The 15,739-nt window shown below is 72.7% G+C and carries 15 protein-coding genes; 7 read left to right on the top strand and 8 right to left on the bottom strand.

What is annotated here, in order from left to right; genetic code table 11:
* Window positions 1-56 precede the first annotated feature (56 nt).
* From JJV70_RS00810 to JJV70_RS00790, 6 genes are all read right to left on the bottom strand, one after another.
* Window positions 57-749 (bottom strand): phosphoadenylyl-sulfate reductase, encoded by a 693-nt coding sequence (locus JJV70_RS00810; RefSeq protein ID WP_219045527.1) that lies wholly within the window; start codon window positions 747-749, stop codon window positions 57-59.
* Window positions 746-949: a hypothetical protein gene (locus JJV70_RS00805; protein WP_219045526.1), complete on the bottom strand. Its 204-nt coding sequence runs from the start codon at window positions 947-949 to the stop codon at window positions 746-748. The genes JJV70_RS00810 and JJV70_RS00805 overlap by 4 nt, the downstream gene beginning before the upstream one ends.
* A complete protein-coding gene (locus tag JJV70_RS00800; protein ID WP_219045525.1) occupies window positions 946-2,640 on the bottom strand; it encodes a nitrite/sulfite reductase in 1,695 nt (564 codons plus the stop codon). The genes JJV70_RS00805 and JJV70_RS00800 overlap by 4 nt, the downstream gene beginning before the upstream one ends.
* A gap of 201 nt (window positions 2,641-2,841) precedes the next feature.
* Window positions 2,842-2,925, bottom strand: coding sequence for a putative leader peptide (locus tag JJV70_RS23440; RefSeq protein ID WP_312024626.1), 84 nt, complete (start codon window positions 2,923-2,925; stop codon window positions 2,842-2,844).
* Between the two features lie 881 nt (window positions 2,926-3,806).
* Window positions 3,807-4,112 (bottom strand): hypothetical protein, encoded by a 306-nt coding sequence (locus JJV70_RS00795; RefSeq protein ID WP_219045524.1) that lies wholly within the window; start codon window positions 4,110-4,112, stop codon window positions 3,807-3,809.
* 269 nt (window positions 4,113-4,381) lie between these two features.
* Window positions 4,382-4,666: a hypothetical protein gene (locus JJV70_RS00790; RefSeq protein ID WP_219045523.1), complete on the bottom strand. Its 285-nt coding sequence runs from the start codon at window positions 4,664-4,666 to the stop codon at window positions 4,382-4,384.
* 504 nt (window positions 4,667-5,170) lie between these two features.
* On the opposite strand from JJV70_RS00790, the gene JJV70_RS00785 reads away from it, so the two are divergent.
* Together JJV70_RS00785 and JJV70_RS00780 are read left to right on the top strand one after the other, a co-directional pair.
* Window positions 5,171-6,016 carry a helix-turn-helix transcriptional regulator gene (locus JJV70_RS00785; RefSeq protein WP_219045522.1) on the top strand — a complete coding sequence of 282 codons (846 nt, stop codon included), beginning with the start codon at window positions 5,171-5,173 and terminating at the stop codon, window positions 6,014-6,016.
* Entirely contained in the window at window positions 6,006-6,215 is a 210-nt protein-coding gene (locus tag JJV70_RS00780) for a DUF397 domain-containing protein (RefSeq protein WP_219045521.1), read from the top strand. Before JJV70_RS00785 ends, JJV70_RS00780 begins: the two co-directional genes overlap by 11 nt.
* A 102-nt stretch (window positions 6,216-6,317) precedes the next feature.
* Here JJV70_RS00780 and JJV70_RS00775 read toward each other — a convergent pair whose 3' ends face one another.
* Window positions 6,318-6,941: a GNAT family N-acetyltransferase gene (locus JJV70_RS00775; RefSeq protein WP_219045520.1), complete on the bottom strand. Its 624-nt coding sequence runs from the start codon at window positions 6,939-6,941 to the stop codon at window positions 6,318-6,320.
* Window positions 6,942-7,174: 233 nt separating this feature from the next.
* Between JJV70_RS00775 and JJV70_RS00770 the strand changes: the two genes are divergently transcribed.
* Window positions 7,175-7,771 carry a dihydrofolate reductase family protein gene (locus tag JJV70_RS00770; RefSeq protein WP_219045519.1) on the top strand — a complete coding sequence of 199 codons (597 nt, stop codon included), beginning with the start codon at window positions 7,175-7,177 and terminating at the stop codon, window positions 7,769-7,771.
* 57 nt (window positions 7,772-7,828) lie between these two features.
* On the opposite strand, the gene JJV70_RS00765 is transcribed toward JJV70_RS00770, so the two are convergent.
* Entirely contained in the window at window positions 7,829-9,487 is a 1,659-nt protein-coding gene (locus JJV70_RS00765) for an acyl-CoA dehydrogenase family protein (RefSeq protein ID WP_219045518.1), read from the bottom strand.
* Window positions 9,488-9,611: 124 nt separating this feature from the next.
* Between JJV70_RS00765 and JJV70_RS00760 the strand changes: the two genes are divergently transcribed.
* From JJV70_RS00760 to JJV70_RS00745, 4 genes are all read left to right on the top strand, one after another.
* A complete protein-coding gene (locus JJV70_RS00760; protein ID WP_257573116.1) occupies window positions 9,612-10,718 on the top strand; it encodes a YihY/virulence factor BrkB family protein in 1,107 nt (368 codons plus the stop codon).
* 145 nt (window positions 10,719-10,863) lie between these two features.
* Window positions 10,864-12,930 (top strand): SpoIIE family protein phosphatase, encoded by a 2,067-nt coding sequence (locus JJV70_RS00755; RefSeq protein ID WP_219045517.1) that lies wholly within the window; start codon window positions 10,864-10,866, stop codon window positions 12,928-12,930.
* A gap of 866 nt (window positions 12,931-13,796) precedes the next feature.
* Window positions 13,797-14,267, top strand: coding sequence for a hypothetical protein (locus JJV70_RS00750; RefSeq protein WP_219045516.1), 471 nt, complete (start codon window positions 13,797-13,799; stop codon window positions 14,265-14,267).
* Complete coding sequence (locus tag JJV70_RS00745) at window positions 14,267-15,721, top strand: AlkA N-terminal domain-containing protein (RefSeq protein ID WP_219045515.1); 1,455 nt, start codon at window positions 14,267-14,269, stop codon at window positions 15,719-15,721. Before JJV70_RS00750 ends, JJV70_RS00745 begins: the two co-directional genes overlap by 1 nt.
* The last annotated feature ends 18 nt before the right edge of the window (window positions 15,722-15,739 follow it).

Genomic DNA, 15,739 nt, shown 5'->3' with positions numbered 1-15,739 from the left:
GTCGCCCGCCGACGCCTTGCCCACCGGCCTGTCCTCCACCGACCGCTCGCCGCCCCTCAGCCGTGCAGTCCGCACTCGGTCTTGCCGCGCCCGGCCCAGCGCCCGGCGCGGGCGTCCTCACCGGCCAGCACCCGGCGGGTGCACGGCGCGCAGCCGACGGAGGCGTAGCCGTCCTCCAGCAGCGGATTGGTCAGCACGCCGTGCTCGGCGACGTAGGCGTCCACGTCCTGCTGGCTCCAGCGGGCGATCGGCGAGACCTTGACCTTGCCGCGCCGCTCGTCCCAGCCGACGACCGGCGTGTTCGCCCGGGTGGGCGACTCGTCGCGGCGCAGCCCGGTAGCCCACGCGTCGTACTGTGTGAGCCCCTGTTCCAGCGGCGCCACCTTGCGCAGGGCGCAGCACCGGTCGGGGTCACGGTCGTGCAGCTTCGGGCCGTATTCGGCCTCCTGCTCGGCGACGGACTGCTTCGGTGTCAGCGTGATGACGTGGACGTCCAGGACGGCGTCCACGGCGTCCCGGGTGCCGATCGTCTCCGGGAAGTGGTAGCCGGTGTCCAGGAAGACGACGTCCACGCCCGGCCGGGCCCGGGAGGCCAGGTGGGCGACGACGGCGTCCTCCATCGAGGAGGTGACGCAGAAGCGGTCGCCGAAGGTGCCGGTGGCCCAGCGCAGGATGTCCAGCGCCGAGGCGTCCTCCAGCTCACGTCCGGCACGCTCGGCCAGCTCGCGCAGGTCGGTCGCGGTGGTCATGCCCTTCCCCCTTCGCTGTCGTCGGGACGCGCGGTCGCGCCCTGAGCGCGTTCGAAACCACGGGCGAGCAGCCCGAGGAAGGAGAGCCGGAACGCCCGGTTGCAGGCGCCGCACTCCCAGGCGCCGGGCCCCTCCTCGGACGGCCGCAGGTCCTCGTCCCCGCAGTACGGGCAGTAGAACGGCGCCGCGCGTTCGCTCACTTCAGCGCCCCCTCGTCCGCCCGGGCCGCCCACTGGGCGAACCGCTCGCCCTCGGTGCGCTGCTCGGAGAAGTTGCGCAGGACGCGCTCGACGTAGTCGGGCAGCCCGGCGGCGGTCACCTTCAGCCCGCGCACCTTGCGGCCGAAGCCCGGCTCAAGACCCAGCGAGCCGCCCAGGTGCACCTGGTAGCCCTCGACCTGGTTGCCGTCCTCGTCCAGCACCAGCTGGCCCTTCAGGCCGATGTCCGCGACCTGGATGCGGGCGCAGGAGTTGGGGCAGCCGTTGAGGTTGATGGTGACCGGCTCCTCGAAGTCCGGCAGGCGGCGCTCCAGCTCGTCGATGAGCGCGGCGCCCCGGCCCTTGGTCTCGACGATCGCCAGCTTGCAGAACTCGATGCCGGTGCAGGCCATCGTGCCGCGCCGGAACGGGGACGGCTCGGTGGTCAGATCCAGTGCCGCCAGCCCCTCGCGCAGCGGCGCCACCTGCTCCTCGGGCACGTCGAGGACGAGCATCTTCTGCTCGACGGTGGTACGCACCCGCTGTGAGCCGTGCGCCTCGGCCAGGTCGGCGATCTTCGTCAGCGTCGCGCCGTCCACCCGGCCCACGCGCGGGGCGAAGCCGACGTAGTAGCGGCCGTCCTTCTGCCGGTGCACGCCGACGTGGTCGCGCCAGCGCTCGACCGGCGTGCGCGGAGCCGGGCCGTCGGCCAGCTTGCGGCCCAGGTACTCGTCCTCCAGCACCTGGCGGAACTTCTCCGGGCCCCAGTCGGCGACGAGGAACTTGATCCGGGCGCGGGTGCGCAGGCGGCGGTAGCCGTAGTCGCGGAAGATGCTGACGACGCCCTCGTAGACGTCGGCGACCTCCTCCAGCGGCGTCCACGCGCCCAGCCGCACGCCGATCTTCGGGTTGGTGGACAGCCCGCCGCCGACCCACACGTCGAAGCCGGGCCCGTACTCGGGGTGGTCAACGCCGACGAAGGCGACGTCGTTGATCTCGTGCACCACGTCCAGCAGCGGCGAGCCGGAGATGGCGGACTTGAACTTGCGCGGCAGGTTGGAGAAGGCGGGATTGCCGATGACGCGGCGCTGCACCTCCTCGATCGCGGGGGTGCCGTCGATGATCTCGTCGGCGGCGATCCCGGCGACCGGCGAGCCCAGCACCACGCGCGGGGTGTCGCCGCACGCCTCGGTGGTGGACAGGCCCACGCCCTCCAGGCGGCGCCAGATCTCCGGCATGTCCTCGATGCGAATCCAGTGGTACTGGACGTTCTGCCGGTCGGTGATGTCGGCGGTGCCCCGGGCGAACTCCTGGGAGATCTCACCGATCACGCGCAGCTGCTCGGTGGTCAGCCGCCCGCCGTCGATGCGTACCCGCAGCATGAAGAACTCGTCGTCCAGCTCCTCCGGCTCCAAGATGGCGGTCTTGCCGCCGTCGATGCCGGGCTTGCGCTGGGTGTACAGGCCCCACCAGCGCATGCGGCCACGCAGGTCGGCGCCGTCGATGGAGTCGAAGCCGCGGTGGGCGTAGATCGTCTCAATGCGTGTCCGCACATTGAGACCGTCGTCGTCCTTCTTGGTCTGCTCGTTGGCGTTCAGCGGGGTGAAGTGTCCCTTGGCCCACTGGCCCTCGCCACGGTGGCGGCCGGGCTTGCGGCGCGTCGGGGCGGCGGCTGGCTTGGGCTGGTCGGCCATGGTGGCAGGTCCTTCGGGCTGACGGGCGGGCGGGTTTCGCCTCCCCGGGCGGGAGGCGCGCGCCCCCGCGTGCGGGCAGGCGGGCGCGGCGGACACGCGGTCTCGCGACCGCGCTGGCGGGAAAGTCAGGGGTGACACGCGCCCGCGACGGCGGGGGCTACGTGCGTGAGGTCTGTCGGTGAGGCGTCGGTGCTGGGACTGTCAGCCCGCCGGACAGATGGCGCTGGACATGCGACCGAGATCGACGTGCCGTCGACTCACCAAGGCGATTCCAGCTGTGGACATGAGCAGAAGCGTCGCACGCGGGGGAAGGCCAGTCCACCGCTATCCATCATATGGACACCGGTGTCCCACGGTGCGGACACGTGTGGTGTGCGTCACCCTCTAGCGGCGGGCCTCCGTCCCCATCATGCGCGAGGGACAGCGTCATGCGCGAGGGACAGCGGGAAGGCCCCGTCCACACGCCGCCGGGGCAACGCGTGGACGGGACCGTATGGGCGCTCACGCGGGCCAGGAGTCGGCCGGACGGGCTTACCGGCCCCTCACGCGGGCCTAGGCTCGCGCTATGGCTGAGCCTTTCGTGAGTCCCAAGGATGCTGACCATCCAGCGTGCGGCATCTGCCCGTCCAAGCGGCTCCCCCGGTCGGAGTTCTCGGTGTACGACCGGCCCACCAGGGAAGCGCCTTTCCACCCCGCAGACGGCTACCGATATGCGCCGGATGGAACGCCCGTGTGTGTACACCCTCATAAGGTAGGACTTGATCCTGACCGGATCGCGCCACCCCCGGAACCGGTTCCGGGGGTGGCGGAAACGGCCCCGCCCAAGCGGACGTGGTGGCGAGCGGGGTGGAAACCTTTTTCCCGCGCTCGGTGACGCCGATACCTGCGTACACCCGATCCAGAACCTTGCGGCGACGTTCGGTTTCCTCGCTCCCGGTCCAGAACCGGATGTTGAGGTCACCGAACGCCGATTTGTACGCCTGGTGGGTGTAGTCGCCCCACTCCCAGGTGCCGCCGCCTTCGCCTTCTTCACTGCCTGGGCGCGCACTGTCGCCTGCGCATCCAGAACCGCTATCGGCTCGCCGTTAGCGGGGCTTGCACCGCCCCCGCCGGGGATTCCGTGAGGTGGGGGAACCTTGTCGGTTACGTCCCGGCAGGGGCGGAGATCAGGGGGAGTCGTGATCCGCGCAGCGCTGCTCTGGGCCGTCGCAATAGTCAGCGAGCGCGTTGATCTCGCTCGCCGGGCTGCTCGCGTCCGCAGGGCTGATGCGATCCAGGTCAAGCGCATTCCAGTTCCTGGAAGCGATGACGGCCGCACTGCCTGTCTGACTGAGGCGCCCCGCGGTCACGACGCCCAGCAGGATGGGGCGGCAGGTGAGCGCGAAACAAACGTCTGTGTCAGCGAGACCGACGATTCGGTCTGGGCCGCCAGCGGTAATGCTGACGCTCAGGCCGTGGAGCAGCGCGTCCATTTGCCAGCCCTGTTGTGCGAAGTCGGTGGCCCATTTCCGGAAGATGTGTCCGGGGTTGGGACTCTGAATGCTGACAGCGTGCAGGGATTCAGGCGGTAACGGCCCCCGCCCGGGGATGGGGTCCAGCGCGTTGGCTACCCGGTGTGCCCGGCTGCGTAGCCACCGTAGGGCCAGGCGGGGGGAGCTGGCGCGGTAACCGCCAAGGAACCATTCCCGCCCGTCCACGGAGCTGCGGACCACGAATTCGCACCAGTAGTAGTCGGGGCGTCTCATTCCCACGCTCCCGGAACGATGCGGTACGGGGTGGTGGCCGTCAGGCGGTAGGACAGGTGTTCGCGGGGGACGCTCCGGTGGGTTTCGATCCACCCGGCTGCCGCTGTCCGCGCTTCGTGGTCGGCTTTCTCCTGCGTCTCTGGGGTGCCTTGCCTCTCGGCTTCCACCACGGGGCCACGGTCGCCGCACACGGCACAGTGCGGGGTGAAGGTGCGGGGCTCCGCATCCGGTTCAAGGTCGGCTTCCACGCGGAAGCGCCAAAATCCGTAGCGTTCGCGCATCACAGGTTCCCCAGCTTGTTGAAGTGGCGTGCGATGTCCTCTCGCAACCTGGCCAGCCGTTCGGCCAGGTCGTCACCGGGCGCGGGCGCGTCGTTGTGGCCGGGGTCCGGTACGGCTGCGCGGGGGTGCTGCGGGGCACCGGGGGTCGCTGCTCCGCCCTCCCGTCCCGGCCCGTCCGGTGGAAGTGCGCGGAGATCACTTGACCGCAGTGGGCACCGCACCGGGGCCTGCCGCTGCCGAGCGGCGATCCCGTCCCACGCCGCCGCGCAACACACGGGGCAGACGGGATGCGCCAGGGGCTCCCGGTCCGGCACGGGAGCGGCCACCAACTGCTCTATGGCGTCCGTCTGGGCGGGTTGGGGCGGGCGGTAGGTCATGGCAGTGCCGTTCCCTTCGTCTGCTGGTGTCGCTGTCCCAAGCTTCACCAAAACAACGAGTGGGGTATACGGATGGCGTGTGACCAAATACTGTTAGTGAACAGTCTCTTGAGGGGAGGTCAGGCCGTTGGAGCTGGAACCGGAAGAAAACGAAGGGACCGCTTCACCTGCGGGGATGCTCGCCGCACGGGCCAAGAGGGCGCGCCTGCAAGCCGGTCTGTCGTTGCGTGGGCTCGCTGAGAAGCTGGGGTACCCGCACACGTACCTGAGCCGCGTGGAGAGCGGCGAGCAGCTGCCGTCCGTCACCCTGGCGGAGGCCATGGACGACTTCTACGGCATGGACGGGCTCATCAGAGACCTACTGGCCCTGGCGGTGGCTCTCGCCGCAGAGACGCCGAAGTGGGGTCACAAGGTGTTGGAGGCGGAGAAGCGTGCCGCCCGCATCCAGACGTTCAACTCCAGCGTGGTGCCGGGGTTGCTACAGATCGAGTCCTACACATCCGCGCTCTACACGGAAACGATGCCGGGCAAGGATGCCGAGAACATCGCACTGCAAGTCGCCAAGCGGGCACACCGCCGTGCGGTGCTGGACTCAGCCAAGCCGCCGCTGTACTGGGCGATCATGGATGAATCGGCCTTGCGTCGGCCGGTGGGTGGACCGGCCGTCATAGCTGAGCAGATCCGGCACATACTCCAGGTGATCGAGTCAAAGAGTGGCGTGCAAGTGCAAGTGCTCCCTTTCGCCAGTGGAGTGCACCCGCTGCTGGGCGGTAGCTTGAGCTTGCTCACCCTCCAGGATGGTGCCAGTTTCGCCTACGTGGAGTCGTTCGCGTCCGGCGTGTCCCTCGAGACTCCGGCCGACGTGGTTGAGCTGGCGACGCTCATGGACGTTGCCCGCTCAAAGGCCCTTGACAGCGAGGAGAGCGTGACCGTGTTCCGCGAGTACCTGAAAGAGTACGAAAATGATGACTAACGAGAGCTCCGCTCCGGACTGGACCAGCAGCAGCTACAGCAACGGCATGGGCGGCGAGTGCGTCCAGTGGGCGCCGGAGTATGCGCGGGCTACGGGTGAGTTCCTGGTCCGGGACAGCAAGGACCCGCACGGCCCGAGCCTGAGCCTGACGGCCGAGGGGTTCGCCGGACTGGTGGCCTTCGCCAAGTCGCACGGCTGACCGCCCGATCAGCACTCTGAGCCCCGCCACTCCCGCCGGAGCGGTGGGGCTCTTCGCTGTTCCGCAGGTGAGCGGCGTGCTGGCGTGGGGTCGGCCGGGTGGTCAGGGGGCGGCGGGGAACGCGCCGGGCCACGGGCCGGGTGGCGGACGGTACGGCTCGTCCTCGGTGCGGACGTCGAAGACGCGGAAGCCGCGCCGCTCGTAGTTGCGCAGCGCGTGCGGCCCGTCCTTGCTGCACGTGTGCAGCCACACCCGGCGTGTCGGCTCCCGCTGGGGCCAGCGTGCCGCCAGGTCCCAGGCGCGGGCGGTGCCCACGCTCAGCAGCCGCCCGCCGAGCCCCCGGCCCCGGAAGGCCGGGAGCAGGCCGAAGTAGCTGATCTCCACTACGCCGTCCGGCTGCGCGTCCAGCTCCACGAACCCGGCCGGGGTACCGCGCTCCCAGGCCACCCAGGTCTCGGTGCCCGCGCGCTCCAGGAACGCCCGCCAGCGGGCGTGGTCCCAGCCGAGCCGGTCCGTCCAGGTGACGTCGCCGCCCACGGCGGTGTAGAGAAAGCGGCTGAACTCCGGGCTCGGCACCCCGGCCCGCTCTATCCGCACTGCGGTACGGGTGTCCGCTTCGTGGACGGGGCGCAGCTCGTCCGGCGCCGTCTGCTCCAGCGACCAGGTGGTGACGCGGAGGGTGGCAGGGGCGTCGGGGGTATCCGCCGCCGGGGGAGAACCGTTCACTCCGTCATCTCATCACATCGCCCGCCCGGTGCCCGAGCCCGCTGTGCCGTGCACACCAGCTCCCCGCCTGAAGGCGTGCCACCCCTGCGCTGCCGCGCCAACCCTGGCTCCGCGCCCGCCCAGCCCCCGGCGCGGCGCGCGCTCCGGCATACGCTCGGCGTCCAGCGATGATTTTCGCGCGGCGGAGGCGTCTGCATCGTCGTAGACCCCAGTGAGGATGAGGAGCGAACTCCATGCGCATCGTGTTGGCCGACTTCATGAGTCTGGACGGCGTCGTGCAGGCGCCGGGCGGGCCGGGCGAGGACACCGACGGCGGCTTCGCGCACGGCGGCTGGGTGGGGCCGTTCTTCGATGACCAGGTGATCGGCGGTGCCTTTGACGAGGCGCTGGGCAAAGCCGACGCGCTGCTCTTCGGACGCCGCACCTGGACGGCCATGGCCGCCGCATGGCCCGGGCGGGCCGGTGATCCCTTCGCCGACCGGATGAACGCCCTTCCCAAGTATGTCGTCTCCGCCGGCCTCGCCGAATCCGAGCTGAGCTGGAACAACACCACGCTCGTGCCCGGCGGCCAGGCCCTCGCCCGCGTCCGGGAACTGCGCGCGGCCGAAGGCGGCGACGTAGTGGTGCTGGGCAGTTCCCTGCTCGCCCGCACCCTGGTCAGCGAGGGCCTAGTGGACGAGCTGCGGCTCATGGTCATGCCGGTGCTGCTCGGCGGCGGCAAGCGGATCTTCCCGGAGGACGGCGGTCCGCGCACTCTGGAGCTGGTCTCCACGGCCACGAACGACAAGAGCGCCGCGGTCCACGTCTACCGGACGGTTGGGCAGGGCTGACGCCGGACGCGGGCCAGGGCACCCAGCCCCGCACGCGCCCGCCTCCGGGCGGCGGGGTCAGCCGAGCGGCGACGCCCGCGTGACGATCGAGCCCAGGTCCAGCGATGACGGCAGCGTGCCGAAGGCCGCGCCCCAGCCGGTGCCCAGCCGGGAGGCGCAGAACGCGTCGGCCACGGAGGGCGGCGCGTGCCGCACGAGCAGCGCGCCCTGGAGCACCAGCGCCATGCGTTCCACCAGGCGGCGGGCGCGGCCCTCGACGCCGTCCAGGTCGGCGAGCTCGACCAGCAGGTCCTTCACGGCGGCGTCCAGCCGGTGGTCCGCGCCGCGCGCCGCGCCCACCTCGCCGAGGAACGCGTCCAGTGCGCCCGGTTCACGCCGCAGCGCCCGCAGCACGTCCAGCGCCTGGACGTTGCCCGAGCCCTCCCAGATCGAGTTCAGCGGCGCCTCGCGCAGCAGCCGCGGCATGCCGGACTCCTCCACGTAGCCGTTGCCGCCCAGGCACTCCAGCGCCTCGCCGACCATTGGCGTGCACCGCTTGGTCACCCAGTACTTCGCCGCCGGCACCGCCAGCCGCAGCAGCAGCCGCTCGCTGTGGGAGCCTGCCGCGGCCGCGTCGCAGGCCGCCGCCAGCCGCAGCCCGAGCGCGGTGGCCGCCTCCGACTCCAGTGCCAGGTCCGCCAGCACGTTGCGCATCAGCGGCTTGTCCACCAGCCGCCCGCCGAACGCCTCCCGGTGCGAGGTGTGGTGGATGGCCTGCACCACCGCCTGCCGCATGAGCGCGGCCGAGCCGAGCACGCAGTCCAGCCGGGTCGCGGCGACCATCCCGATGATGGTGGCCACGCCGCGGCCTTCCTCACCCACCCGCCGGGCCCAGGTGGTGCCGTCGAACTCCACCTCGCCGGAGGCGTTGGAGCGGTTGCCCAGCTTGTCCTTCAGCCGCTGGAGGCGGAAGGTGTTGCGGCTGCCGTCCTCCAGCACGCGCGGCACCAGGAAGCACGTCAGCCCCGCCGGGGCCTGCGCGAGCACCAGGAAGACGTCGGACATGGGCGCGGAGCAGAACCACTTGTGCCCGGCGAGCGTGTACGCGCCGTCCTCGGCCAGCGGCTCGGCTCGGGTGGTGTTGGCCCGCACGTCCGAGCCGCCCTGCTTCTCCGTCATGCCCATCCCGGCCAGCGCCCCGCCCTTGGCCCTCGCCGGACGCAGCCCGGGGGCGTAGGTGTGCGAGGTCAGCAGCGGTTCCCACTGCCCGGCGAGCACCGGGTCGGCACGCAGGGCGGGCACGGCGGCGTGGGTCATGGACACCGGGCAGCCGTGTCCGGCCTCCACCTGCCCCCACACGAGGAAGCCCGCCGCGCGCCGCAGGTGGCCGTCGGGGCGCGACCAGGCGTCGGTGAGCCCGGACGCCACCGCCTGCCGCAGCAGCTCGTGCCAGGCCGGGTGGAAGTCCACCTCGTCCACCCGGTTTCCGTACCGGTCGTGCGTGCGCAGCCGGGGCGGGTGCTCGTTCGCCAGTACGCCCCACTCCTGCGCCTGCGCCGAGCCCGCGGCCCGGCCCAGCGCCGACAGCTCCGCGCGGACCTCGTTCGCCCGCCCGGGCGCGACGTGCCGCTCGACGGCCTCGGTGAGCGGGGCGTCGGCGGTGAACACGTCGTAGTCCACCAGCGGCGGCGGCTGGTTGGTGACGGTGTGGGTGGCGTGCGGCGTCGGCGGCGGCATGGGCACACCGTACGGCCGGGGAGGGCGGGGCGTCACCGGTGCGTGTGGTCCCTCCCGGGCCGGATACGTTGAGCGGGTGCGAGCAGTGCGATCGTCCCCCCGTCACCGTGCCGGGCGCCGGGCCATGGTGAGCAGTCTGTACCGGAACATCCCCAAGCGGCGGATGATCTGGCTGCTGCTGAAGGACACCGTGGGCTCCTGCGTCGAGTACCGCGTGCTCGGCCTGGCGGCGGAGGCGGCGTTCTTTACCCTGCTCTCGCTGCCGCCGCTGCTGCTCGGCCTCATCGGCCTGCTCGGCTACCTCGACGCCTGGATCGGCACCGACACCATCGCCTCGGTGCGCGTCAACATCCTCGACGCCTCCGCCACCGTGCTGTCCGAGCGCGGCGTCAACGAGGTCGCCGCGCCGCTCATCGACGACGTCATCCGTGGCGGGCGGCCCGACATCATCTCCTTCGGCTTCGCCCTCGCGCTGTGGTCCGGCTCCCGGGCCGTGAACGTCTTCATCGACACCATCACGGTGATGTACGGGCTCGACGGCCAGCGCGGCATCGTCAAGACCCGGCTGGTGGCCTTCCTGCTCTACCTGGTCGCGCTGCTGCTCGGCGCGGTCGCGCTGCCGCTGCTCGTCGTCGGCCCGGAGACGGTGATTGGGTGGGTGCCGCAGGCGGAACTGCTGGTCCGCGTCTTCTACTGGCCGACGGTGCTGCTGCTGGCGGTCGCGTTCCTGACCACGCTGTTCCACGTCTCGGTGCCGGTGCGCTCGCCCTGGCGCGAGGACATCCCCGGCGCGCTGGTCGCGCTGCTGATGTGGGGCGGCGGCAGCTTCCTGCTGCGCGTCTACCTCACCAGTCAGGTGGAGGGGCCGACCATCTACGGTTCGCTCGCCGCGCCCGTCGCCGTGCTGCTGTGGATCTTCATCTCCGCGTTCGCGGTGCTGGTGGGGGCGGCCGTCAACGCGGCCGTGGACCGAGTGTGGCCCTCGGTGGCCACCGCTGCCGCCCGCCGCGCCCGCGAGCGGCAGCGCGAACAGGACGCCGCGGCCCTCGTCGCCGCCGCCGAAGCCCGCCGCCGCCACGGGGACGAGGACCCCGGCCCGGAGGGTGAGGACGACGCCGAAGACGACGACGGCCCCGGCGCTGCGGCCCCCGCGGAGTTCCCCGAACGGTGGGCCCGCTTCCTGCCTCCGGGGGACATCCGCTCCCGCCTGAGGACCCGCCGCCGCCCGTGAGCCGCGACGCGGTTCCGCACACGCGCTGGCAGCCGTCGTCCGTCCCGGTTGCGATGGTCTCCAAGATCACCGCTCTCGTCCGCTCGAAGAATCGGGCGAACAGTGACACAGTGAAGGAGATCGCCTTCCGGCCCGGGGGTGCGGCATGGACACGCAAGGAGCGGTACCGGGAGCGCTGCCCGCGCCCGGCACCTGGCCCGCCGACGCCGCCACCTCCCTCGCGCTCAACCGCACCGGCACCTTCGACTGGGACCTCGACCGCGGCCTGCTGCACCTCGACGTCCCGGGCCTGGCCGTGTGGGACCTGCGCCCGGACGAGTACGACGAGGACCCCGCAGCCCTCGCGGCCCGGCTGCCGCCCGCCGAGTCCGCCCGGCTGGACGCGCTCGTCTCCCAGGCCATGAAAGACGGCCGCACCACCTACGGCGTCTACTTCCGCATCCGCTGCCGCGACGGCACTCCGCGCTGGACCCACACCCAGGGTTACATCCAGCGCGACGCCCGTGGCCGCCCGCACCGGATCATCGGCATCGTCCGGGACGCCACCGAGGAGCTGCGCCACGCCACCGACCGGCTCACCCTGGACTCCGAGCGCAGCCGCGAGTCCAGCGTCGTGGAGGAGACGACGGCGGCCCTCGCGCACGCCCGCACCGTCGGGGATGTCGTGGGCGTGCTGGAGAGTGCCCGGGGCATGGGCCGCCTGGGCGCCGTCAGCCTGATGATGGGCCTCGTCGAGGGCCACCACATCCGGCAGATGGCCGAGGGCCGCACCTCCAGCATCGTCCCCGAGCTGGAGTACACCCGGATCGACGCCGACTTCCCGATGAGCGAGGTCGCCCGCACCATGACCTCGCGCTTCTTCACCTCGCAGCAGGAGTTCGCCACGCGCTATCCACGGCTGTGGCCCTACATCGCCCCGCTGCGGGCCTCCGCCGCCGCCTACCTGCCGCTCATCGCGCAGGGCCGGGCCATCGGCGCCCTCGGCCTGCTCTTCCGCGAGAAGCACACCTTCCCGCCCAGCGAACAGACCCTGCTCACCGCACTGGCCAGCACCATCGCGCAGAGCCTCCAGCGGGCGATGCTCTACGAGCAGGAGCTGGAACTGGCGGAGAGCCTGCAGCGCTTCATGCTGCCGCACAGCATCCCCGCCGTGCCCGGCCTGCGCACCGAGGTCAGCTACCGGCCCGCCCGGCAGGGCCGCGACATCGGCGGCGACTGGTACGACCTCATCCCGCTGCCCGGCGGTCGCGTGGCCGCCGTCATCGGAGACGTCCAGGGTCACGACACGCACGCCGCCGCCGTCATGGGCCAGCTGCGCATCGTGCTGCGCGCCTACGCCGCCGAGGGCCACACCGCCTCCACGGTGCTCGCGCGCGCCTCCACCTTCCTGCACGACCTGGACACCGACCGCTTCGCCACCTGTCTGTACGCCGAGGCCGACCCCTCCAGCGGCTGGCTGCGGCTGGTGCGCGCCGGTCACCTCGACCCGCTGCTGCTGCGCCGCGACGGCGGCTGCCGCGCGCTGCCCGTCGCCGGAGCCCTGCCGCTGGGTCTGCCGCACCTGGGGCCGCTCGACTTCCCCGTCACCTCCGTCGAGCTGGAGGTGGGGGAGACGCTGCTGATGTTCACCGACGGGCTGGTGGAGCGGCCGGGCGCGGACCTGGACGACGGTGTGCGCGAACTGCGGGACGCCGCCGGGCGCGGCCCCGAGGACCTGCGCAAGCTCGCCGACTGGCTGTGCGAGCTGCCCGGGGACCGCGCCGGAGCCGACGATATGGCCCTCGTCCTGCTGCGCCGCGCCACCGCGCCCGCCCCACGGCCCGGACGCCGCCTGCACCAGCACGTGGCACCCGGCGACCTGCACGCGGTCGCGGGCGTGCGCCAGATGGCCCGCACGGCGGTGCGCGCGTGGAACGCCGACCCCTGCGCGGACGCCGTCGAGCTGGCGGCGCAGGAGCTGACCGTCAACGCGCTGCGGCACACCGACGGCGGCGCGGTGGTCACCTTCCGCCTGCTGGGCGGCGCGGACCGGCGGGTGCGGGTGGAGGTCGAGGACACCTCCCCGGTCCAGCCCGAGCTGGGTGCCGACGAGGACACCGGCCTGACCGGACGCGGCCTGCTCCTGGTGGACCGGCTGGCCGACGTGTGGGGCGTGGAGTCCCGGGGCACGGGCAAGTCGGTGTGGTGCGAGTTCGTCTGCCCCCTGACCTAGACCCGGCGCGCGTCCGCCTCCGGCAGCCCGGCACGCGTCTGCCGCCAGTAGGCCGCCGCGCGCCCGCCGCCGGAGAACCCTTACGGCGGCGGGCGGACGCGGCGTAAGCTCGGGGCATGCGCCGACGACATTGACCCTCCTCGCGCTCCGCCCCGTCCTCCGCCGCGGCCCTCGCCCGCAGGCTGTACGCCTACGCCGGGCTGGAGGACGCGATTTTGCTGTACCCGGTGTACGCGCTGCTGTTCGCGGACGCCGGGCTCTCGGTCGGCGAGATCTCGTCGCTGTTCGTGCTCTGGTCCGTGGTCGGCTTCCTGTTCGAGGTGCCCTCGGGCGTCCTGGCCGACCTGCTCCCGCGCCGCCAGCGTCGCGGCCACCGTGGCGTGCGCGCTGGTCGCCCGCACCCTGCCGGACTCCCCGGCCCCGGTGGACGGCGAGGAGGCGCCCAGCTTCCGCACCGTGCTGCGCGAGGTGCGGTACACGCCCGCCGCGCGCCGAGCGGTGCTGTTCTGCGGTGTCGTCACCGGCTTCACCGGGCTACCTCAGAGGATGCCCCGGCGTTCTGGCCGGGGTGGAATTGGACTCCTGCGGAGCAGGGCAGGAAGCGGGGTTTCGCCCTTGGGACGGAAGACCGCCGCCTGAGCGGGTAGGGTGCGGGATGTGCGTGGCGAGAACCAAGCGCGTACACCGTGCTGATCGAGAACCAAGACGGCACTCGCATCTCCAAGTTTTGCTGTACCAAACCGGGCTGGTTCCAACCCGGCTGGTGTTGATCGTGGAAGACCTGTCGGGTCGCAGACCCGCAGGCAGCGTGAGCCAGGAATCCCCTTGCTCCAGCTGGGGGAGGGTTCAACTCGCTGGACGAGTACGTGCCGCTACTGGTGGACGCCACGGGCGCCGGGCCCGCCGCGCTGCCCCTGCTCGTCGGCGTGGTGACGGCGGGAGCGGCGGCGGGCGGCTGGCTGGCCGGACGCGGGCCGCGCCGCGCGGGCCCGGTGCTGGCAGCGGGGGCGCTGTGCCTGGCGGCGGGGGCGCTCAGCGGGCACCCCGGCGGCCTGGTGCTGGTGGCCGCCGCGTTCGGCGTCTTCGAGTGGACGATGGCCCTGGCCGACGCCCGCGTGCAGGCCGCCGTCGGCGACCGGGCGCGGGCGACGGTCACCTCCCTCGCGGGCTTCGGCACGGAGGTCTTCTCGGTGCTGGCTTTCGCCGGGTACGCGCTGGGTTCCCAGGCCGCCGGGCCCGCTCTGCTGTTCGCGGCCGGAGCCGTTCCGTACCTCGTCATGGCCGGGTCCGATTTCCGCCAGTCCGGACGCCGCCGACGGCGCAGACTGAAGGAGTGATGGACGACGACAGCAGGTATGAGGCGGTCCGCAGCCGGGACGCCCGGTTCGACGGCACCTTCTTCACGGCCGTGAGCACCACCGGCATCTACTGCCGCCCGAGCTGCCCCGCGCTGACGCCCAAGCGGCACCACGTCACCTTCTACCGCTCCGCCGCAGCCGCCCAGGGTGCGGGCTACCGTGCCTGCCGCCGCTGCCGCCCCGACACCGTGCCCGGGTCCGTGGAGTGGAACGTGCGCGCCGACGCCGTCGCCCGGGCCATGCGCATGATCGCTGATGGCGTCGTGGACCGCGAGGGCGTGGCGGGGCTCGCCGCCCGGCTGGGCTACAGCTCGCGCCAGGTGCAGCGCCAGCTCACCGCCGAACTGGGCGCCGGACCGCTGGCCCTGGCCCGCGCCCAGCGCGCGCACGCCGCCCGGGTGCTGCTCCAGACCACCGCGCTGCCGGTCACCGAGATCGCGTTCGCGGCCGGTTTCGCCAGCGTCCGCCAGTTCAACGACACGGTGCGGACGGTGTACGCCACCACACCGTCCGGCCTGCGCGGCGCCAAGGACCCGCCCCAGGACGGCGACGGGGTGGCGCTCCGGCTCGCCTACCGGGGCGCCTATGACACGCGCGGCGTCTTCGACTTCCTCGCCCCGCGTGCCGTTCCCGGCGTCGAGGAGATGAGCGGGCAGCCCGGCGACCGCCGCTATCGCCGCACGCTCGCCCTGCCGCACGCCCACGCCGTCGCCGAGGTCGGCGAGCGCGGCGGACCCGGCTGGCTCCCGTGCCGCCTCCACCTGGCGGACGTGCGGGACCTCGCCACCGCCGTACAGCGGCTGCGCCGCCTGTTCGACCTGGACGCCGACCCCGAGGCCGTCACCGAGCGGATCGGCCCCGACCCGCTGCTCGGCCCGCTCGCCGCCGCCCACCCCGGCGTCCGCTCGCCCGGTGCCGCCGACGGGGCGGAACTCGCCGCCCGCGCGGTGCTCGGCCAGCAGGTCACGGTCACCGCCGCCCGCACGCTCGCGGGCCGCCTGGTGCGCGCGCACGGCAAGCCGCTGCCCGCCGCCGACGGCACCCTCACCCACCTGTTCCCCGGCCCCCGCACGCTCGCGGGCGCGGACCTGGCCGATCTGGGCCTGCCCGGCGCCCGCCGCGCCGCGCTGCGCACCGTGATGGCCGCACTCGCCGACGGCACCGTCCAGCTGGACCCGGGCGCCGACCGCGCCGACGCCGAGGCACGGCTGCTGGCCCTGCGCGGCGTCGGCCCGTGGACGGCCGGGTACGTGCGCATGCGGGCGCTCGGCGACCCGGACGTCTTCCTGCCGGGCGACGCGGGCCTGCGGCACGGCCTGGCCGCGCTCGGCGCCCCCACCGGCCGGGCCGCCGCCCGCGCGCGAGCCGAACCCTGGCGGCCGTGGCGCTCGTACGCCGTGCACCTGCTGTGGCGGGCTGCCACGAGCGGGTGACGTGGTCTGTCCCCGGCG

Origin of the sequence: Streptomyces sp. JJ66 (assembly GCF_019303495.1) — a bacterium.
Taxonomy (GTDB): domain Bacteria; phylum Actinomycetota; class Actinomycetes; order Streptomycetales; family Streptomycetaceae; genus Streptomyces.
The sequence above is the reverse complement of the archived record's forward strand: the minus strand, read 5'-3'. Positions and strand labels throughout refer to the sequence as shown.

Coding starts and splice junctions, on each gene's coding strand:
- JJV70_RS00810 (WP_219045527.1), bottom strand. CDS start 749: ATGACCACCGCGACCGACCTGCGCGAGCTGGCCGAGCGTGCCGGACGT.
- JJV70_RS00800 (WP_219045525.1), bottom strand. CDS start 2,640: ATGGCCGACCAGCCCAAGCCAGCCGCCGCCCCGACGCGCCGCAAGCCC.
- JJV70_RS23440 (WP_312024626.1), bottom strand. CDS start 2,925: ATGTCCACAGCTGGAATCGCCTTGGTGAGTCGACGGCACGTCGATCTC.
- JJV70_RS00795 (WP_219045524.1), bottom strand. CDS start 4,112: ATGGACGCGCTGCTCCACGGCCTGAGCGTCAGCATTACCGCTGGCGGC.
- JJV70_RS00790 (WP_219045523.1), bottom strand. CDS start 4,666: ATGCGCGAACGCTACGGATTTTGGCGCTTCCGCGTGGAAGCCGACCTT.
- JJV70_RS00780 (WP_219045521.1), top strand. CDS start 6,006: ATGATGACTAACGAGAGCTCCGCTCCGGACTGGACCAGCAGCAGCTAC.
- JJV70_RS00770 (WP_219045519.1), top strand. CDS start 7,175: ATGCGCATCGTGTTGGCCGACTTCATGAGTCTGGACGGCGTCGTGCAG.
- JJV70_RS00765 (WP_219045518.1), bottom strand. CDS start 9,487: ATGCCGCCGCCGACGCCGCACGCCACCCACACCGTCACCAACCAGCCG.
- JJV70_RS00760 (WP_257573116.1), top strand. CDS start 9,612: ATGGTGAGCAGTCTGTACCGGAACATCCCCAAGCGGCGGATGATCTGG.
- JJV70_RS00755 (WP_219045517.1), top strand. CDS start 10,864: ATGGACACGCAAGGAGCGGTACCGGGAGCGCTGCCCGCGCCCGGCACC.
- JJV70_RS00745 (WP_219045515.1), top strand. CDS start 14,267: ATGGACGACGACAGCAGGTATGAGGCGGTCCGCAGCCGGGACGCCCGG.